Below are 17822 nucleotides of genomic sequence, written 5' to 3' on the forward strand. Positions count from 1 at the left end.
GGTGCCGACTACCGGAATCGAACTGGTGACCTACTGATTACAAGTCAGTTGCTCTACCTACTGAGCTAAGTCGGCGCACTATATTCTTTTTAAATTGTCGTTCGTACGTTAAGCACCAACGACTTTAAATTCGTGGTGCCCGGAGGCGGAATCGAACCACCGACACGAGGATTTTCAATCCTCTGCTCTACCGACTGAGCTATCCGGGCGACGAGGTGTATTAAACGGTTTTTCGCTTTCTAGGTCAATATAAAAATGCAAAAAAAATATCGTTTGCTGCTTTTGTACCCGCAATGGGGTGTTTTTATTCGTTTTAAACGATGGAAGTACAGTATATAAACATCTAAGCGACATTTGTTTATCAGATTTAATGGGATGAACAGCGATTCCAGCAATAAAAAAGCACGCGATAAGGCGTGCTTAGTTAGAAAACAAGTTTAGTTTAATGCTTTACAGAAAACTTATTGACCCAGTTTTCGAGTTGGTTCGCTAAGGTCGCCAAGCTGCGCGTGCTGTTGTGACTCTCTGTGACGACGCTGGTAAGCTGATTGCCGCTGTCTTCAATCATGTTGATACGCTGTGCAATATCATCACTCACTTGTGTTTGTTCTGCAGCGGCGGTCGCAATTTGTTGACTCATGGTACTGATGGACTCCAATGCCTGAACAATCTGTTGCAACGCTTCTGAAGCTGTTTGCGATTCAACAACGGTGCTTTGGCTGGTCTCCGCACAGATTTCCATGGTTTGGATGGCGTTGCGAGAACCTTGTTGCAAGTTATTGATCATCAACTGGATCTCTTTAGTGCTGGATTGGGTTCTTCCTGCAAGGTTACGTACTTCGTCCGCGACGACAGCAAAACCTCTTCCTTGCTCGCCCGCTCGCGCCGCTTCGATCGCTGCATTGAGCGCGAGCAGGTTAGTCTGCTCCGCAATATCGCCTATCACATCGAGCACTTTTACAATGTTGTTCACGTCTTTGTCGAGGTCTGCCACCGCTTGGCTGGCGGTGCCTAACTGGCTTGCCAATCCCTGGATGTTGCTGACGGTATTGTGAATCAGCTCCTGTGTATGTTTACTCTGTTTATCGGCTTCATCCGTATTGTTGGCCGTATCACTGGCGGAATCGGCGACGTGATTTGCAGAAGAAGCCATTTCTGTCATCGCTGTTGCTATCATCGCGGTCGACTGTTGCTGTGTCGCAGTGAGGCTGGAAATGGTATCGCTACGGCTTTCAACGGACGCCAGTTCGTCACGCAGTGCGTGCATTGAACGTTCTAGGTTGCTGATCATCTCGGCTAAGGAGAGGCTCATCTCTTGCACGGCCTGGTAAATACTGCCTTGTGGCGCTTTATTGTCGAAACTGGTTTGGATGCGACCTTTTGCCACGTCTTGTACTGCGTTGCGCACATCATTTGGCTCGCCACCCAACAGATTCAGCATTTTATTGATGGAAACAATCAAGCCACCCAAAATCGTGCCTGCAATCACAAGACAAAGGACCAACTGCCATTGGGCGGTAGACCAAAAGCGAGCATTCACTTCATTGAAGCCGATACCCGTACCGACAACCCAACCCCAGTGTGGGGTTCTTTCTGCGATTGAGAGTTTTTCCTCAATCGAGCCATCGGCCAGTTTTTGCGTCCAAGTATATTCCACCAGTTGGCCTGTTTTTCGGCCAAGCACATCTAGGATTAACTGGCCAACGCTGTTGCCATTACCATCTCGAAAATCATGAAAACTGGTGCCATGAAGTTGTGGATCTAATGGAGTGGCAATAAAGATCATTTTTTCATCGGCAACGTAAACATACTCATTGTCTTTGTAGATGTTATTACGCAGTAGTCGAGTGGCTAATGCTTTCGCTTCTGGCTCAGACATTTTTCCTTCTACGGCCATTTTCTCGACTTCGGTCAGGATGCTATAAGCGCTGCGAAAGAGTTCGGTTACTCGTGCTTTGTTATCTAGATTACTGGCCACCCTTAGTGTCCAAAGGCCAGTAGCGGTTAACGCGAGTAGGGCAATTAAGATAATTCCCGATAATAAATAAGCTTGTGTCTTAAGTTTCATAAAAATGCTCATATTGTAGTCACAATGAACACGGCAAATGCTTGGTTTGTCCGTTTAATTGAAATGAAATATTAATGTAGCACGAGTGAAACAAGTAGCTGCTTAGCGTCAAAGCATGATCGTGATTAAATTTATAGCGTGAAAAAAGTATAAATAGAGGAAAAGTAATGAATTGGCAGGGAAATAAAGCGCAGAAATGAAAAAAGCCAAGTCTTTCGACTTGGCTTTTAAAGGTGGCTCCTCCTGCTGGGCTCGAACCAGCGACCTGCGGATTAACAGTCCGTCGCTCTACCGACTGAGCTAAGGAGGAACAAATTTTAAGAATGGTGCCGACTACCGGAATCGAACTGGTGACCTACTGATTACAAGTCAGTTGCTCTACCTACTGAGCTAAGTCGGCACACTATATGCTTTAATTATCGCTTGTACTATTTGCACCAACGATTTGAATTCGTGGTGCCCGGAGGCGGAATCGAACCACCGACACGAGGATTTTCAATCCTCTGCTCTACCGACTGAGCTATCCGGGCGACGGAGCGCTATTAAACGGATTTTTACCTGCCTCGTCAACCGATTTTTTGCAAAAAAAGTAAAAAATTGATCATTTGCTTAGAAAATATTCATTTGTAATCAAAGAGAATGTCCTTGATTAAAGTCTTGCTTGAATTTGGTTACTTTTTCCAAATAACGGCGAGCTTCTGCATTGGGGTGTTTTTTGGTTAATGCCCAGTACACTTGATTGGGTTGCAATGCGTTGAGATCGCGCATTGCGCGCTTGCGATCGTCGCGATTAAAGGTGTTGAGTACCCCGCCTGTACCACCGTTGTAGGCTGAAATCATCGAATATTCGAGAGATGTAGGATGATTGACCTCTTTTAGATAGCGATTTTTCAACAGATAAAAATAAGCCGTTCCGGTGTCGATATTGTTTTCTGGGTTAAAGAGATATTCCGGACTGGGTTCGCCACTGCGATTTTTAACCAAGTTGAACACATCGCGGCCTGCGGTTTTCGGTACGACTTGCATTAAGCCATAGGCGTTTGCCCAGCTCACGGCATAAGGGTTGAAACTGCTTTCGGTTTTGATGATGGCGTAAATCAGATCTTCGGGAATGTCGTACTTTCTTGAGGCGCGGCGTACGATATCGGCGTATTTATAACTGCGTTTGTCTACGTGGTCTGCCACCATGGGAATTTCAACGTAGTAGGCTTTCTTAAAATCAACCGTACGTGTCTTGAGTTTATTGGCGATCAGATAATCGGCAAAGCGATTGGCGCGCCAAGTCCACTGGATAGCTTGTTTGTCTTGATCTAACACTTGATTGTAGAGAAAAGGTTGCCCTTCCAAGCGGATCTCTTTGGAGGAGAAAAGATCGACATTGGCCGGATCATCTGGAGTTAGCAAGGTAGTGATAATGGCATTTTTCAGGTGCTGTTTGGGTTCTGTGGGTGAAACCGTCTCAATGAGGATGGTGCCATTGCTAAAGTTGACATCGGCTCGGCTGAGGTAATTGTCTATGTATTTCACATAGTTACTTTTGCCTGCCATTTTTATTTCTCGGCTCCCCCAGCGTTTTTCAATATTGCCTGAGAAGCTGTTGATCAAAGCATCCAGTGCTGCCGTGTCTTTTTCAAATTGTCCTGGCAGCTCTGCGAGATTTTTAGCAAAGCGGTTGGTCGGTTGGTAATTGACGTCATAGATGTTTTCGATAAATTCGCGGCTACAACCGGTTAAGAGCAATGCAGCTAAAAAATACCCAAACTTTTTCATCGTTTACCTATTCAAACCTAAAAAAATGACATCACAGCGTTGGCTATGATGTCATTGATTAACCATGAAGAAAACCAGATTATTTGCTCGGTGGTGTGTAACCTTCGATATGGACTTCTTTACCTTCAAAGAGGAAGTTGACCATTTCAGTTTCGAGCAATTTGCGGTGTTCAGGATCCATCATGTTGAGCTTTTTCTCATTGATCAACATGGTTTGCTTATGCTGCCACTGACCCCAAGCTTCTTTAGAAATGTTGTCAAAGATGCGCTTTCCAAGCTCTCCTGGGTACAACTGAAAATCTAAACCATCAGCTTCTTTGTTTAGACGAGCACAAAACACAGTGCGGCTCATAATGACTCCTTAAATAAAGCATTAACGAAGTTCATGGGGCAAGCTCTCCAGTAATTGTTTGACGGGAGCCGCTAACCCAACTTCTTCGGGATTGGCTAAGTTATACCAAAGACCATTGCTGGCTTCCATCACCATGTCAGGTTGCTTTGATAGGTCCAGCAAAATCGGAGTGATGTCGAGATGGTAATGGCTAAAAGTATGGCGAAAAGCAATTAAGGTGTTTTGTGTGCGAATGTCACCTTCTTTTATGCCTCGCTTCTCGAGCAGTGCTTCAAGTTGTGCATGCTCATTTTGCGGAAAGCAAAACAATCCGCCCCAAATACCATTTTGTGGCCTTTGTTCCAACCACACTTGATTGTTGTAGTGCAGCATGGCAAACCACGTTTCTTTAACGGGTTTCTCTTTTTTAGGCTTTTTACCGGGGTAGTTCAGCGGGTTACCTTGTTTGTTGGCTTGGCATAGCTCGGCCACCGGGCACAATGTGCATTTGGGTTTGCTGCGTGTGCAGACCATTGCCCCCATATCCATCATCGCTTGGTTGTATTTATCGACATCGGTGTTGGGGGTGTGTGCTTCTGCTAATTGCCACAATTGGTTTTCGACCGTTTTTTGCCCAGGCCAACCTTCAACGGCAAAGGCGCGAGATAAGGTGCGTTTCACATTGCCATCAAGAATGGCATGTGGCTGTTTGTGAACGGAAGAGAGCACGGCAGCGGCGGTAGAGCGGCCAATCCCCGGCAGAGCATTCATCTGCTCCAGTTCCAATGGAAATTCACCATGATATTGCTCAGCCACCATTTTCGCGGCTTTGTGCAGATTGCGTGCGCGAGCGTAGTAGCCTAACCCCGTCCATAGATGAAGCACTTCATCTTGCTCGGCGTTGGCGAGATCAACCACGGTCGGAAAGCGCTGTAAAAAACGTTGGTAATAGGGAATTACGGTCGCAACTTGCGTTTGTTGCAGCATAATTTCCGATAACCAAACGCTGTAAGCGCTCTTATTGTGTTGCCAAGGAAGGTTTTTTCTTCCGTAGGCGTCATACCATTTCAAAATGGCGCTGGCAAAAGGTGTCACGACATGCTCTGTGTTCTATTATTTGTAGGCAAAATTGCACCACAGATTGTGGTGAAAGTACAACCGACAAAGTGTGGGGATAATGGTTTTTATTGATAACACTTGCACCAAAGAAAATTCTTTGGATAATCCCCGCTTTGATTAATCAATGTGCAGGCAGAATCCATGAGTGAAGTCACCACTAACGAATACAATGAAGACGGCAAGCTGATCCGCAAAATCCGCAGTTTTGTTCGTCGCGAAGGCCGTTTAACCAAAGGTCAAGAAAATGCGATGAAAGAGTGCTGGCCAACAATGGGCATCGATTACCAAAAGCAACTTCTTGATTGGAAAGAGGTATTTGGTAACGATAATCCTGTCGTGCTTGAAATTGGCTTTGGTATGGGCGCTTCTTTGGTTGAAATGGCGAAAAATGCCCCAGAAAAGAACTTCTTTGGTATTGAAGTGCACAGCCCTGGCGTTGGTGCGTGTCTGTCAGACGCTCGTGAAGCAGGCATCACCAATCTGCGTGTGATGTGTCATGATGCGGTTGAAGTGTTTGAGCACATGATTCCGAACGACAGCCTAGCGACGTTGCAATTGTTCTTCCCAGACCCATGGCACAAAAAGCGCCATCACAAGCGTCGTATTGTACAGCTTGAGTTTGCGGAAATGGTTCGTCAAAAGCTGATCCCGAATGAAGGTATCTTCCATATGGCGACGGATTGGGAAAACTACGCTGAGCACATGATTGAAATCATGAACCAAGCGCCAGGTTACAGCAATATTGCCCAAGAAGGCGATTATATTCCACGCCCTGAAGAGCGTCCGCTGACCAAATTCGAAGCGCGTGGTCATCGTCTTGGCCACGGTGTGTGGGATATTAAATTTAAGCGAGTGAGCTAATCGCGGATTTATTGTTTGACTGGTTTTTATAAAATCAGCACACTGCGAAAAAGAAGAGCCAACATTGAGAAATGTTGGCTTTTTTGACCCTACAATAAACACAATAATGGTTTGGTAAAGTCTGTCATGAAGCCAACAAAAGAACTGCTCAATGAAATTTTGCATGAAGTTCGCCCTTTGATTGGGCGTGGGAAAGTCGCCAACTATATTCCTGCTTTGGCCAGAGTGCCGGCGCATAAGCTTGCTATCGCGGTGTACACCAATCAAGGTGAGGTGATCAAAGCGGGAGATGCCGATGAGGCGTTCTCGATTCAATCCATTTCTAAAGCGCTGAGTTTAACCCTCGCCATGGGCCTGTATCAGCCGGACGAAATTTGGCGTCGAGTGGGTAAGGAGCCTTCTGGACAGGCGTTTAACTCGCTGATTCAGTTAGAAATGGAGCAGGGGATTCCGCGCAACCCGTTCATTAATGCGGGGGCGATTGTGGTGGCCGATCTGCTGGCCAGCCGTTTATCTGCGCCACGCCAGCGTTTGCTGGAATTTGTCCGCCAGCTTTCTGGTGAAACGCATATCTGTTACGACAAAGTGGTGGCGGCCTCTGAAATGATGCACAGCGACCGCAATGCGGCCATTGCCTATCTGATGCGTTCATTTGGCAATTTTGAGAACGAAGTGATCCCGGTTTTGAACAACTACTTCCATGCTTGCGCATTGAAAATGAGTTGTGTCGATTTGGCTAAGACCTTTAGTTATTTAGCGAACAAAGGCGTGTCGGTACACACAGACCAACGCGTTATTAGCCCAGTGCAAACTAAACAGCTCAATGCATTATTGGCAACCTGTGGCTTGTACGATGGGGCGGGGGAGTTTGCGTATCGCGTGGGAATGCCGGGCAAATCGGGCGTGGGCGGCGGGATAATCGCCATCGTGCCGGGGGAAATGACCATTGCGGTTTGGTCACCAGAGTTAGACCCGTCAGGAAACTCGTTAGCGGGCACGAAAGCGCTAGAGTTGCTTTCTGAGCGAATTGGGCGTTCGATTTTTTAATACCCCAATCTTTCAGGATCCATGAGGGAAATCGCAAGGAGGCGAGATGCCACACCAAACAAGCCAGCAAATTCATCAAGCGCTGCTGATGCAGTGCCAATCTTTCCCGTTTCTGTGTTCCGTGCTGGAGCGTAATGGCCCACGCACACTTGAGCGACAACCGACGTCGAGTTTTCTGCCTTACTTAAGCCGAGCGGTCGCCGGGCAGCAGTTGTCAGTTAACGCAGCGAAGACCATCTGGCGACGTGTAGAGTCGTTGAGCGCAGAGAAGGGCTCTTTGCAACAGACGTTTGTTGATGAACACTATCAAGCACTGCGCGATTGCGGGTTATCGAATGCCAAAGTCAAAACCATTTTGGGCATTAATCAGGCCCTGATGGAAGGGGCGCTGGACAGTGCATTTTTGGCCAGTAATGATCCCCAGACGATTGTGAAGCAGTTAACGGGTTTATGGGGGATTGGGCCTTGGACGGCAGAGATGGCGCTGATGTTTTTCTTTGGCATGCCTGATGTCTGGTCTGCTGGTGATGCCGCTCTGATGCGTGGTCTCTCATCGTTGGCCGAAAAAGAAGGCGTTGATGCTGAAGCTATTTTATCCGCAGCCACGCCTTATCGTACCTATCTTGCTTTGCATATCTGGGAGATGCTGGATGCCGAACTGCTCTCCGAGTAGGCTACTCTTCAGCCATAAACGCTTCGAGCAAATCGTTTAGGAACAGCTTACCTTTCTCTGTGATTTGCCAACTGGTTTCGTTGTCATTCAAATAGCCCATCTCAACGGCCCATTGAATGGTTGTCTCGATAAAACTCAGTGGTAGCCCTGTTGTGTCAATAAAATCTTGTTTAGGGCACGCTTCCATCAATCTAAAGCGATTCATAAAGAACTCGAACGGACGATCGATCTCTTCGACCAACTGTTCGCTATCAAGATAGGGTTTGACCATATTTTGATGCGCCGCCAAGTAGCCCTTCGGGTGCTTAATTTTGGTGGTGCGAATTATGCGACCGTCAGCAAAGCTCAGTTTGCCGTGTGAGCCACAGCCAATCCCTAAGTAATCAAAAAAACGCCAGTAGTTAAGATTGTGCTGACATTGATAACCGGGTTTGCTGTAACCGGAAATCTCATACTGCACGTATCCCGCTTGTGTGAGTTTTTGATGGCCTTGCTCAAAGATGTCCCACAACTGGTCGTCGTCGGGGAGAGCCGGTGGTTTGTAGTAGAACATGGTATTTGGCTCAATAGTGAGCTGATACCAAGAAAGATGAGGCGGATTAAGTTCAATCGCTTTGTCCAGATCGGCCAGAGCTTGTTCGATGCTTTGATCGGGCAAACCGTGCATGAGATCGAGGTTAAAACTGTTCAAGCCAATTTGATGAGCCAGTTTCGCGGCGTTCACTGCTTCATCTTGGCCATGAATACGCCCCAAACGATCAAGTTTTTGCTGTTCAAAACTTTGTACACCGATGGAGATGCGCGTGACCCCTGCTTTGCGATAGCCCGCAAAGCGCTCAGCTTCGATGGTGCCGGGATTGGCTTCCATGGTGATCTCGATCGAAGGCGTAAAGGGAATGCGTTTTTCGATCCCTTGCAAAAGATCTCGAATGCCTTCTGCTGAGATGAGGCTTGGTGTGCCTCCACCGATAAAAATCGAGTGCAGTGGTCTTGGCGCGCGGTGAAGCTGATACTTTTCGATGTCACGGTCAAGATCTTCCAGCAGCGCATTGATGTACATCTGCTCTGGGATCTGCTCTTTGAGCGCGTGAGAGTTGAAGTCGCAATAAGGGCACTTTTGTACACACCATGGGATGTGAACATACAAACTGAGTGCTGGGGGCGTTAACATGCGAGCACCTTACACCAAAGGTTGTTCACGTAGCGTAGCAAAAAGCTGTTTCAATGCTTTACCACGATGAGAGAGTTGTTTCTTGCGCACAGGTTCAAGCTCGGCAGAAGCGCAGTTGTCTTCTGGGACGAAGAAGATTGGATCGTAGCCAAAGCCGTTGTCACCGTGTGCTTGTGTTAAGATACGGCCTTCCCATTTGCCGTGGCAGACAATGGGTGTCGGGTCGTTTTCATGGCGCATCAACACCAACACACAATGGAAACGCGCGGTACGTTGTGCTTCTGGCACACCTTCCATCGCTGTTAATAGCTTTTCTAAGTTTTCTTGATCTGAGGCTTTCTCTCCTGCGTAACGTGCAGAGTAAATCCCAGGAGCGCCCTGAAGAAAATCCACTTCTAAACCTGAATCATCCGCAATCGCTGCAAGCCCGGTCTCTTTAGCGGCGTGACGCGCCTTGATGATAGCATTTTCAATGAAAGTCGTGCCCGTTTCAGCCACTTCAGACACATTGAATTCGCTTTGTGCGACGACATCAAAACCGAAATCGGCAAGTAGGTCTGCCATTTCGCGAACTTTGCCTTGGTTACCTGTGGCTAATACGATCTTTTTCATGGTGTTCTCGTTATTCTTCAACATAAAACTTTTGGGTAAATTTGAGCTTGCCTGCGCCTTTGATGCCCGCGTTGACATCCAGATCGAAGGTCAGGGTCTCTTCGTGGCTGATCGGCAACTCAGCTAAATAATAAATCGCGCTCCCTTCTTGGACTCGCTTAAATTCCAGAGTACGAATTTGGCCGAGTAAATTCTTGGCTTGGCCGGATATTGTGGCGTCCAGTGCTGGTTTTCCTACACGGCTTTTGTCCAACACACTGATGTTGATAATGGCACTGTATTCGTTACGTTTTAGCCCATAGCTTCTCGCCACTTTAGCGGTTAAAAAGGTGGAGTTGAATGCGATGTAATGCACTTCCGCATCTTTAATGGTTTTGAATTGTTCTGCCCATGTTGGCAGAGCCATCAGACAACTCAGTAACGCAACCATCCATTTGTTCATTGTAGACTTCCTTACTCGTTATTGGCGGTAAACAAAAAGCCATCACAAGATGGCTTTCACTTCGTCTGGTATTTGTTGTGGAGCGTGAACACGCACTTGTTTGTGCCGTCCGAGTTCTCCTTTTTCTATCGTGACCAGACTTTTAGCAACTTTAAACCACTTACCCAGTAACTTGGTTAAATGCCCATTTGCTTTCCCATCCACGGGGGGCGCGGTGATGGCAATTTTCAGTTCATCACCATGCAAGCCAAGGATTTTATCACGACTTGCTTTGGGTTGGATGTAGAGACGAAGCACCACATCCTCACCATCAAGCCAAACCGCTGGGTTCATTACAACTGATACCAAATCGGGCCAATCACATCGCCCATCAAGAAGTTGGCAAATTGCAGAGCGATGAACAGCACCAGCACGCTTAAGTCAAAGCCCCCCATGGCGGGCAAAATACGACGAATCGGTGCCAGCATAGGTTCAGTTAATTGATGGAACACGTATTCGATAGGGCTGCGACCTTGGCTCACCCAGCTCAGAATCGCACGGATCAACAGTACCCAGAACAACAGACCACCTGCGGCTTTCACCAGTGACAGTAGGCCAAGGTAGAGGAAATCGGCACTAAAGGTGACGGAACCACCAGAAGCAATCAGGATCAACGCAACAAACTTCAACACACACAAGACGTAGGCAAACAACACGGTTGCCAGATCTAGGCTACCAATGGATGGAATCACACGGCGCAGTGGGCCAATCACGGGTTGGGTTGCTTTGACGATAAACTGCGAAAATGGATTGTAAAAATCCGCACGCGCGGCTTGCAGCCAAATTCGTAAGATCACGACCATGATATAGAGATCAAACAGCGTCGAAATCAGAAAACTCATTGCATTCATAGATGCCCCTTAAAACGTAGAGCTGCTAAGCAGCCAGGTGATTAAAACAGTTTTTCCATCTCTTGCGCACGAGCCACTGCCGCTTGCATGGCTTTGGCTACGATATCAGAGAGTTGATGTTCATTGAAAGTGCGTAATGCTTCGGCGGTGGTCCCTCCTTTCGAGGTGACGTTCTCGCGCAGAGTTGCCAGTTCGGTGTCTGGGTTTTCCACCACCATACTGGCCGCCCCCAATGCGGATTGTTGAACCAGTAAACGAGCGGTTTGTTTATCAAACCCTTGCGCCATCGCTTCAGCTTGCATGGCTTCCATAAAGAGGAAGAAGTACGCCGGAGCACTGCCTGCCGCCGCAATAACGTGGTTAATGCCCGATTCTTCATCGACCCAGCAGGTTTTGCCGACCGCTTGCATCAACTGCTCGGCAAAGTGGCGATCTTGCTCTGCCACGGAGACTGGTGCATATAAGCCGCTCATGCCTAACCCGAGTTGTGATGGGGTATTGGGCATGACGCGCACTAAGTTGAGTTGAGTGGCGAGCATGTCATTTAATCGTGCGCAATTGATGCCTGCGGCAATCGAAATAACCAGCTTATTGGAGAAATCGACGGATTGCAGTGGTTTGCACACCTCTTCCATCATTTGCGGTTTGACAGAAAGGACGATCACGTCGGCTTGCGTTGCTGCCATGAGATTGTCGCTGGTGGTCTGAATGCCAAACTGCTGCTCAAGGGGTAAACGACGCGTCTCGCTGGGTGCGGTGGCAGTGATTTTATCGGCAGGGTAACCGTCTGCCACTAAGCCAGAGACAATGGCTCTCACCATATTGCCAGCACCGATAAAAGCGATGTTCTTATGTTCCATATTTCTGTTCCGCTAGTAAGTAAAAGTCGCCGAGTTACGCTTTGTTGCTGTAATCGCGATGGCCAAAAATGGCGGTGCCAATACGCACCATGGTTGAACCTGATTCGATGGCGGCATCCATGTCGCCACTCATGCCCATCGATAAAGTGTCCACGCTTGGATAGCGTTGAACCAAGCGTTGTTGTAGCTCAGCAAGCGGTTGGAATGCAGCCAACTGAGAAGCGTGGTCATCGACGTTTTCAGGGATTGACATCAACCCTCTTAACGTGAGGTTCGGGAGGGTAGAAATCAACTCAGCAAGTGCAAATATTTCCTCACCGGATACGCCTGACTTAGAGGCTTCGCCGCTGGTGTTCACTTGGATCAGCACTTGCAGCGGAGGGAGCTCGGCTGGGCGTTGATCATTTAAACGTTGAGCGATTTTGTCACGATCAATGGTATGTACCCACGCAAAGTGCTCCGCCACTAAGCGACTTTTATTCGATTGAATGGGACCGATGAAATGCCACTCGATGGATTTCTCAGGGTGTTGCTCGGCAAAAAATCGGACTTTTTCTACGCCTTCTTGCACGTAGTTCTCACCAAAAGCCCTTTGACCTGCATGATAGGCTTCGAGAATCGCCTCGACAGGTTTGGTTTTACTGACCGCTAAAAGTTGCACTGAGTCTCGAGCTCGTCCACACTTTTGCGTAGAGTCGTGAATCTGTGTGGTGATATGTTCAATGTTTTGTTGAATACTGTTCATCGCAAGTCTTTTAAGGGAAAAATAATGGATATCACTGAGTTACTGGATTTTAGTGTAAAACATAACGCATCAGATCTACATCTTTCTGCGGGTGTGCCTCCTATGGTACGCATAGATGGCGATGTAAGAAAGCTCGGTGTGCCCGCATTTAATCATGCTGATGTGCATCGTTTGGTTTTTGAGATCATGAACGATTCACAGCGCAGTGAGTTTGAAGAGAAGTTGGAAGTCGATTTTTCCTTTGAATTGCCTAACGTAGGTCGTTTTCGTGTTAACGCCTTCAACCAATCTCGCGGCTGCTCTGCGGTGTTTCGTACCATTCCAACCAATATCCCAACCTTGGAAGAGCTTGAGTGCCCGCAAATTTTTGAAAAAATTGCGAAGTGTGAAAAGGGCTTGGTGTTGGTCACCGGGCCGACAGGTTCGGGTAAATCGACCACGTTAGCGGCGATGGTGGATTACATTAACCGCAACTACAATAAACACATCCTGACCATTGAAGATCCGATTGAATTTGTTCACCAAAATCAGAAATGTTTGATTAACCAACGCGAAGTTCATCGTGACACCCACAGTTTTAAAAATGCCCTGCGCAGTGCTTTGCGTGAGGACCCAGACGTTATCTTGGTGGGTGAGTTACGTGACCAAGAGACTATCAGCCTAGCGCTTACCGCGGCAGAAACGGGTCACTTGGTGTTTGGTACGTTGCACACCAGTAGTGCAGCGAAAACCATTGACCGTATTATCGATGTGTTCCCTGGCAGTGACAAAGACATGGTGCGCTCAATGCTTTCTGAATCATTGCGCGCCGTTATCGCACAGAAACTGCTGAAACGCATTGGCGGCGGGCGAGTGGCGTGTCATGAGATCATGATGGCAACGCCCGCCATTCGTAACTTGATCCGTGAAGATAAAGTGGCACAAATGTACTCCATTATCCAAACAGGGGCTGCGCACGGCATGCAGACGATGGAACAGAATGCGCGTCAGTTGATTGCACAGGGCAAAGTGGCCAAAGAAGAAGTCGACGCCAAAATTGAGATTGAAACTATCCAGTTTTAACTGAGGTCTGCAATGAGCATGGATTTAAACAAGATTTTAGAAGGGATGATCACGCTTAAAGCGTCGGATCTTTATATCACGGTTGGTGCCCCCGTGCTGTTTCGTGTCGATGGCGAGCTGCGCCCGCAAGGCGAAAAATTATCGCAAATTGAAGTCGCTCAGCTGCTGGATGGGGCGATGGACGAAGAGCGGCGCGCAGACTTTCGCAAAAGCCGCGAGTCAAACTTTGCCATTGTGCGAGATTCGGGGCGTTTTCGTGTCAGTGCCTTCTGCCAACGAGAGCTACCTGGCGCGGTGATTCGCCGCATTGAAACCAACATTCCAACCTTTGAGGAACTTAAGCTGCCTCATGTTTTGCAAGACTTAGCGATTGCCAAACGTGGATTGGTGCTGGTGGTGGGCGCGACGGGCTCAGGTAAATCGACCACCATGGCTGCGATGACAGGATATCGAAATACCCACCGTAGTGGACACATTTTGACGGTGGAAGATCCGATTGAATTTGTCCACGAACATAAACGCTGTATTGTCACCCAGCGTGAAGTCGGTTTGGATACGGAAAGCTATGAAGTCGCACTAAAGAACTCGCTACGTCAAGCGCCAGATATGATTCTAATTGGTGAGATTCGCAGTCGGGAAACCATGGAATACGCCATGACCTTTGCTGAAACGGGTCACTTGTGTATGGCGACACTGCATGCCAATAACGCCAACCAAGCACTGGAGCGCATCTTACACTTGGTGCCCAAAGAACAAAAAGAGCAGTTTTTGTTTGACCTTTCCATGAACTTAAAAGGGGTGGTTGGTCAGCAGTTGATTCGTGATAAAAATGGTAAAGGTCGTCACGGTGTGTTCGAGGTGTTACTTAACAGCCCGCGCGTGTCGGATTTGATCCGTCGTGGCGATTTGCATGAGCTGAAAATGACTATGGCGAAGTCGAAAGAAGTCGGTATGCAGACCTTTGACCAATCACTCTATACATTAGTAGTGGAAGGCAAAATCAGCGAAGAAGACGCCATGCACAGTGCCGATTCGGCCAATGATTTACGTTTGATGCTGAAGACGCAGCGAGGTGATATTAGTTCCCCCGGCTCATTGGCGAACGTGAAGATTGATATGGATTAGTTCGACAGTGCTAAAACACCATGAAAAAACGAGAGACCAGAAGTCTCTCGTTTTGTGTTTAGGGAGTGCGAAGGTGAAGAGTCTTCTGTGAGTTAGCCCCACTGAGTTTCAAACCAACTCTCTAAAATAATCACCGCAGATTGGCAATCGACGTTACCTTTGCTCAAAGCTTTGTAACCGCCCATAGAGAACAGCTCAGAACGCGCTTCTGTGGTCGATAGGCGTTCATCATGCAATTCAACCGGAAGACCAAAGCGCCCTTGTAGGCGCTGAGCAAACTTCTTCGCGCGTGGGGTAATGGTTTCTAAGGCCTTGCCGTGCAAATCTGTCGGCAGTCCCACCACCAATAAATTGGGTTGCCACTCTTTGATTTGCTTTTCAATCTCATCCCAATTTGGAATGCCGTCATTGGCTTTGAAAGCCTTCAGTGGTGATGCGGTGCCAGTAATTTCTTGGCCGATGGCACTACCAATGCTTTTGGTGCCAAAATCGAATGCCATGATGGTGCGAGACATAAATAACCTAAGTCAAACGGGTTAAGCGTGACCAGCTTGATCGGAAAGCTGAGACGCGTGAATTCCAAGCATCTGCACGGCTTTTTGCCAGCGCTTTGCTATCGGTGTGTCAAAAATAATATCAGGATTGGCTTCAACCGTGAGCCACGAGTTTTCCGCTAATTCGGCTTCGAGTTGTCCAGCACTCCAGCCTGAGTAACCGAGTGCGACGATGTAGCTGCTTGGTTCCGCTTCTGTGCCAAGCACAGTCAAAATGTCCTTTGAGGTCGTAACGGAGATCTGCTCGGTCATTTGTAAGCTCGACTCATAGAAATCTTTCGGTCTATGGAGAATGAAGCCGCGATCTTCAGCGACTGGCCCGCCATTGTAGACTGGCTTGGTCAGACTTGAGGTGTTCAACTGAGGATGAACAGGCTGGACATCGACTTGCTCGAGCATTTTGCCCACGGTGATATCAATAGGCGCGTTGATCATTAAGCCCATTGCGCCTTCTTCATTATGTTCACAGATATAGATGACGCTGTGCTGAAAGTAGGGATCTTTCATACCCGGCATCGCAACCAGAAAATGATTTGTCAGGTTCATACAGGACTCCAATCTGTTACAGCAGAGCCATCGCTGGCTCTGCAACACTCATGTTTAAGCTTGAGCTTGTAAACGACGTTCAATCGCGTCCATTAGTTTACCGGTAATCGAGATATCGAAGGCAGCTTCAATTTCGCGAATACAGGTTGGACTGGTGACGTTAATTTCCGTCAGTTTATCGCCTATCACATCCAAGCCAACAAAAATAAGCCCTTTTTCTTTTAATGTTGGAGCCACTGCGTTTGCAATTTTTAGGTCGGTTTCGCTCAGTGGTCGAGGTTCACCGCTGCCGCCAGCAGCCAAGTTACCACGAGTTTCCCCTTTAGCAGGAATACGTGCTAAGCAATAGGGCATCGGTTCGCCATCCACCACCAGAATCCGTTTGTCACCGTTGCTGATATCAGGCACGAAAGTTTGCGCCATTGCGTAATTTTGGCCATGGTTGGTCAGTGTTTCGATGATCACTGAAACGTTAGGATCATTCTCTTTCACACGGAAAATCGAAGCACCACCCATACCATCCAGCGGTTTTAAAATGATGTCGCCATGCTCTTGGCGAAACGCTTTAATTTTCTCTGCTTTGCGCGTCACGATCGTGGTTGGCGTTAGTTCTGGGAACCAAGCGGTAAAGAGTTTTTCATTGCAATCGCGCAAGCTTTGAGGCTTGTTGACGATCAAGGTGCCTTGCTCTTCCGCACGCTCTAAAATGTAGGTCGCGTAGATGTACTCCGTATCAAATGGAGGATCCTTACGCATCAAGACCGCATCCAGTTCCGCCAACTCGATGGTTTGTTCTGATGTGAACTCATACCAACCATTAGGATCTTCTTTCAGTTGCACCACTTTGGTGTCAGCAATAGCAACGCCTTGATCTAAGTGTAGATCATTCATCTCCATATAATGGATTTCCCAACCGCGACGTTGAGCTTCTAGCATCATGGCGAAGCTAGAATCTTTTTTAATGTTAATGGACGAAATTGGATCCATTACGATGCCGAGTTTGATCATCACTGTTCTCCGTGTTATCCCAGATCGCCGAAACGAACCTGTAAGGCAGTAATTGCCGTTAACGCTGCCGTTTCTGTGCGCAATACACGTGGTCCTAGCAGAGTTTCTTCAAATTGATATTGTTGTGTCATGTCGATCTCTTCAGAAGAGAGACCGCCCTCAGGACCAATCAGCAAGCGTACTTTTGTGACAGGCTCTGGCAGGGTATTAATGGAGTATTTTGCGCGTGGGTGTAGATTGAGTTTAAGTCCATCGTACTCTTCTGCACACCAAGCTTCTAAAGACATGATTGGGCGAATTTCAGGAATGGTATTACGGCCACACTGCTCACACGCGCTGATCGCGATTTTTTGCCACTGGGCCAGTTTTTTCTCGAAACGTTTTTCATCTAGTTTCACACCACAACGATCAGAAATCAGCGGAGTAATGGTATTTACCCCCAACTCTACCGATTTTTGGATAGTGAACTCCATTTTTTCACCGCGGGAGATGACCTGCCCAAGATGAAGATCGAGCGGTGACTCACTGCTACGCTCAACCCTTTCACTGAGTTCTACCATCACACTCTTCTTACCCACTTCACTGATCACGGCGGGAAACTCAGCGCCACTGCCGTCAAAGAGCAAGACTTCTTGGCCTTCTTTCATGCGTAACACACGCCCGATATGGCCAGCAGCGTCATCACTAAGTGCAATAACGCCAAGGTGTTGAATGGTTTCTGGATGATAAATTCGAGGGATACGCATGGTATTTCAAGTTCCTGACTACGCGAATATTTAGAGACTAACATGGATGCTGCGAGGGTAAAAAACAAGTCAGTTAAGTAATTTAAGCGTGAGTTCATAATTTGAGGAGGATTTGATTGTAATTCATTCTTGGTGTGAATACTTTCTTTCGTTCTTGATGCTTTAGCTTTTGCGAATTTACTCAATGGCTTA

20 protein-coding genes and 5 tRNA genes are annotated in these 17822 nt (G+C 47.5%); 5 read left to right on the top strand and 20 right to left on the bottom strand.

All coding sequences use genetic code 11. The features are described 5' to 3' along the window. Positions 1 to 2: 2 nt before the first annotated feature. The 9 genes from PQQ36_RS18295 to mutY form a co-directional block, all read right to left on the bottom strand. Positions 3 to 75 (bottom strand) — tRNA-Thr (locus tag PQQ36_RS18295). A gap of 58 nt (positions 76 to 133) precedes the next feature. Continuing rightward, positions 134 to 209 (bottom strand) — tRNA-Phe (locus tag PQQ36_RS18300). A gap of 233 nt (positions 210 to 442) precedes the next feature. Then, complete coding sequence (locus PQQ36_RS18305) at positions 443 to 2068, bottom strand: methyl-accepting chemotaxis protein (RefSeq protein WP_273662167.1); 1626 nt, start codon at positions 2066 to 2068, stop codon at positions 443 to 445. Positions 2069 to 2302: 234 nt separating this feature from the next. After that, positions 2303 to 2378: transfer RNA gene (locus tag PQQ36_RS18310), tRNA-Asn, on the bottom strand. Between the two features lie 14 nt (positions 2379 to 2392). Continuing rightward, positions 2393 to 2468 (bottom strand) — tRNA-Thr (locus tag PQQ36_RS18315). Positions 2469 to 2522: 54 nt separating this feature from the next. Beyond that, positions 2523 to 2598: transfer RNA gene (locus tag PQQ36_RS18320), tRNA-Phe, on the bottom strand. Between the two features lie 100 nt (positions 2599 to 2698). Continuing rightward, complete coding sequence (gene mltC / locus PQQ36_RS18325) at positions 2699 to 3838, bottom strand: membrane-bound lytic murein transglycosylase MltC (protein ID WP_273662168.1); 1140 nt, start codon at positions 3836 to 3838, stop codon at positions 2699 to 2701. A gap of 79 nt (positions 3839 to 3917) precedes the next feature. Then, complete coding sequence (locus PQQ36_RS18330) at positions 3918 to 4190, bottom strand: oxidative damage protection protein (protein WP_011079450.1); 273 nt, start codon at positions 4188 to 4190, stop codon at positions 3918 to 3920. A 21-nt stretch (positions 4191 to 4211) separates the two neighbouring features. After that, positions 4212 to 5264: an A/G-specific adenine glycosylase gene (gene mutY / locus PQQ36_RS18335; protein ID WP_263123079.1), complete on the bottom strand. Its 1053-nt coding sequence runs from the start codon at positions 5262 to 5264 to the stop codon at positions 4212 to 4214. A gap of 165 nt (positions 5265 to 5429) precedes the next feature. On the opposite strand from mutY, the gene trmB reads away from it, so the two are divergent. The 3 genes from trmB to PQQ36_RS18350 all read left to right on the top strand — a co-directional run bounded on the left by trmB (position 5430) and on the right by PQQ36_RS18350 (position 7869). Beyond that, complete coding sequence (trmB, locus tag PQQ36_RS18340) at positions 5430 to 6149, top strand: tRNA (guanosine(46)-N7)-methyltransferase TrmB (protein WP_039449199.1); 720 nt, start codon at positions 5430 to 5432, stop codon at positions 6147 to 6149. Positions 6150 to 6275: 126 nt separating this feature from the next. Beyond that, positions 6276 to 7196 (top strand): glutaminase B, encoded by a 921-nt coding sequence (gene glsB / locus PQQ36_RS18345; RefSeq protein WP_011079453.1) that lies wholly within the window; start codon positions 6276 to 6278, stop codon positions 7194 to 7196. Between the two features lie 46 nt (positions 7197 to 7242). Continuing rightward, positions 7243 to 7869: a DNA-3-methyladenine glycosylase family protein gene (locus tag PQQ36_RS18350; RefSeq protein ID WP_011079454.1), complete on the top strand. Its 627-nt coding sequence runs from the start codon at positions 7243 to 7245 to the stop codon at positions 7867 to 7869. A 1-nt stretch (position 7870) separates the two neighbouring features. Here the strand turns inward: PQQ36_RS18350 and hemW are convergent, their stop codons facing one another. From hemW to PQQ36_RS18385, 7 genes are read right to left on the bottom strand one after another with little or no spacing between them, the layout of a single operon-like run. Continuing rightward, positions 7871 to 9040 (bottom strand): radical SAM family heme chaperone HemW, encoded by a 1170-nt coding sequence (hemW, locus tag PQQ36_RS18355; protein WP_273662170.1) that lies wholly within the window; start codon positions 9038 to 9040, stop codon positions 7871 to 7873. Positions 9041 to 9049: 9 nt separating this feature from the next. Then, positions 9050 to 9652, bottom strand: a complete 603-nt coding sequence (locus PQQ36_RS18360) for an XTP/dITP diphosphatase (protein ID WP_011079456.1) — start codon at positions 9650 to 9652, stop codon at positions 9050 to 9052. Positions 9653 to 9662: 10 nt separating this feature from the next. Beyond that, positions 9663 to 10094, bottom strand: a complete 432-nt coding sequence (locus PQQ36_RS18365; protein ID WP_011079457.1) for a DUF4426 domain-containing protein — start codon at positions 10092 to 10094, stop codon at positions 9663 to 9665. A gap of 42 nt (positions 10095 to 10136) precedes the next feature. Beyond that, positions 10137 to 10427, bottom strand: a complete 291-nt coding sequence (gene yggU / locus PQQ36_RS18370) for a DUF167 family protein YggU (protein WP_017789833.1) — start codon at positions 10425 to 10427, stop codon at positions 10137 to 10139. Continuing rightward, positions 10427 to 10984: a YggT family protein gene (locus PQQ36_RS18375; protein ID WP_013571095.1), complete on the bottom strand. Its 558-nt coding sequence runs from the start codon at positions 10982 to 10984 to the stop codon at positions 10427 to 10429. The genes yggU and PQQ36_RS18375 overlap by 1 nt, the downstream gene beginning before the upstream one ends. Positions 10985 to 11025: 41 nt before the next feature. Beyond that, the gene (gene proC, locus PQQ36_RS18380) at positions 11026 to 11844 is read right to left on the bottom strand and encodes a pyrroline-5-carboxylate reductase (protein ID WP_039554700.1); all 819 of its coding nucleotides are present in this window, start codon (positions 11842 to 11844) and stop codon (positions 11026 to 11028) included. Between the two features lie 34 nt (positions 11845 to 11878). Continuing rightward, positions 11879 to 12589, bottom strand: a complete 711-nt coding sequence (locus PQQ36_RS18385) for a YggS family pyridoxal phosphate-dependent enzyme (RefSeq protein ID WP_011079461.1) — start codon at positions 12587 to 12589, stop codon at positions 11879 to 11881. Positions 12590 to 12613: 24 nt separating this feature from the next. Between PQQ36_RS18385 and PQQ36_RS18390 the strand changes: the two genes are divergently transcribed. Continuing rightward, positions 12614 to 13651, top strand: coding sequence for a type IV pilus twitching motility protein PilT (locus PQQ36_RS18390; protein ID WP_011079462.1), 1038 nt, complete (start codon positions 12614 to 12616; stop codon positions 13649 to 13651). 18 nt (positions 13652 to 13669) lie between these two features. Continuing rightward, a complete protein-coding gene (locus PQQ36_RS18395; protein ID WP_273662199.1) occupies positions 13670 to 14776 on the top strand; it encodes a PilT/PilU family type 4a pilus ATPase in 1107 nt (368 codons plus the stop codon). 92 nt (positions 14777 to 14868) lie between these two features. Here PQQ36_RS18395 and ruvX read toward each other — a convergent pair whose 3' ends face one another. Genes ruvX through rsmE form a run of 4 tightly spaced genes read right to left on the bottom strand, consistent with a single transcriptional unit; the run spans position 14869 to position 17630 of the window. Beyond that, on the bottom strand, positions 14869 to 15291 hold the full coding sequence (gene ruvX, locus PQQ36_RS18400) for a Holliday junction resolvase RuvX (RefSeq protein WP_039554698.1): 423 nt from the start codon (positions 15289 to 15291) through the stop codon (positions 14869 to 14871). 21 nt (positions 15292 to 15312) lie between these two features. Beyond that, the gene (locus PQQ36_RS18405; protein ID WP_273662175.1) at positions 15313 to 15876 is read right to left on the bottom strand and encodes a YqgE/AlgH family protein; all 564 of its coding nucleotides are present in this window, start codon (positions 15874 to 15876) and stop codon (positions 15313 to 15315) included. Positions 15877 to 15930: 54 nt separating this feature from the next. Beyond that, positions 15931 to 16884, bottom strand: coding sequence for a glutathione synthase (gene gshB / locus PQQ36_RS18410; protein ID WP_013571098.1), 954 nt, complete (start codon positions 16882 to 16884; stop codon positions 15931 to 15933). Between the two features lie 14 nt (positions 16885 to 16898). Next, on the bottom strand, positions 16899 to 17630 hold the full coding sequence (gene rsmE / locus PQQ36_RS18415) for a 16S rRNA (uracil(1498)-N(3))-methyltransferase (RefSeq protein ID WP_011079467.1): 732 nt from the start codon (positions 17628 to 17630) through the stop codon (positions 16899 to 16901). Positions 17631 to 17822 lie beyond the last annotated feature (192 nt).

It is taken from the genome of Vibrio sp. CCUG 15886 (assembly GCF_028570825.1).
Taxonomy (GTDB): Bacteria; Pseudomonadota; Gammaproteobacteria; order Enterobacterales; family Vibrionaceae; genus Vibrio; species Vibrio vulnificus_B.

Coding starts and splice junctions, on each gene's coding strand:
- PQQ36_RS18395 (WP_273662199.1), top strand. CDS start 13,670: ATGGATTTAAACAAGATTTTAGAAGGGATGATCACGCTTAAAGCGTCG.
- hemW (WP_273662170.1), bottom strand. CDS start 9,040: ATGTTAACGCCCCCAGCACTCAGTTTGTATGTTCACATCCCATGGTGT.
- gshB (WP_013571098.1), bottom strand. CDS start 16,884: ATGATCAAACTCGGCATCGTAATGGATCCAATTTCGTCCATTAACATT.
- trmB (WP_039449199.1), top strand. CDS start 5,430: ATGAGTGAAGTCACCACTAACGAATACAATGAAGACGGCAAGCTGATC.
- PQQ36_RS18385 (WP_011079461.1), bottom strand. CDS start 12,589: ATGAACAGTATTCAACAAAACATTGAACATATCACCACACAGATTCAC.
- yggU (WP_017789833.1), bottom strand. CDS start 10,427: ATGAACCCAGCGGTTTGGCTTGATGGTGAGGATGTGGTGCTTCGTCTC.
- ruvX (WP_039554698.1), bottom strand. CDS start 15,291: ATGTCTCGCACCATCATGGCATTCGATTTTGGCACCAAAAGCATTGGT.
- PQQ36_RS18375 (WP_013571095.1), bottom strand. CDS start 10,984: ATGAATGCAATGAGTTTTCTGATTTCGACGCTGTTTGATCTCTATATC.
- PQQ36_RS18350 (WP_011079454.1), top strand. CDS start 7,243: ATGCCACACCAAACAAGCCAGCAAATTCATCAAGCGCTGCTGATGCAG.
- PQQ36_RS18330 (WP_011079450.1), bottom strand. CDS start 4,190: ATGAGCCGCACTGTGTTTTGTGCTCGTCTAAACAAAGAAGCTGATGGT.
- mltC (WP_273662168.1), bottom strand. CDS start 3,838: ATGAAAAAGTTTGGGTATTTTTTAGCTGCATTGCTCTTAACCGGTTGT.
- PQQ36_RS18365 (WP_011079457.1), bottom strand. CDS start 10,094: ATGAACAAATGGATGGTTGCGTTACTGAGTTGTCTGATGGCTCTGCCA.
- glsB (WP_011079453.1), top strand. CDS start 6,276: ATGAAGCCAACAAAAGAACTGCTCAATGAAATTTTGCATGAAGTTCGC.
- PQQ36_RS18405 (WP_273662175.1), bottom strand. CDS start 15,876: ATGAACCTGACAAATCATTTTCTGGTTGCGATGCCGGGTATGAAAGAT.
- PQQ36_RS18390 (WP_011079462.1), top strand. CDS start 12,614: ATGGATATCACTGAGTTACTGGATTTTAGTGTAAAACATAACGCATCA.
- rsmE (WP_011079467.1), bottom strand. CDS start 17,630: ATGCGTATCCCTCGAATTTATCATCCAGAAACCATTCAACACCTTGGC.
- PQQ36_RS18360 (WP_011079456.1), bottom strand. CDS start 9,652: ATGAAAAAGATCGTATTAGCCACAGGTAACCAAGGCAAAGTTCGCGAA.
- PQQ36_RS18305 (WP_273662167.1), bottom strand. CDS start 2,068: ATGAAACTTAAGACACAAGCTTATTTATTATCGGGAATTATCTTAATT.
- proC (WP_039554700.1), bottom strand. CDS start 11,844: ATGGAACATAAGAACATCGCTTTTATCGGTGCTGGCAATATGGTGAGA.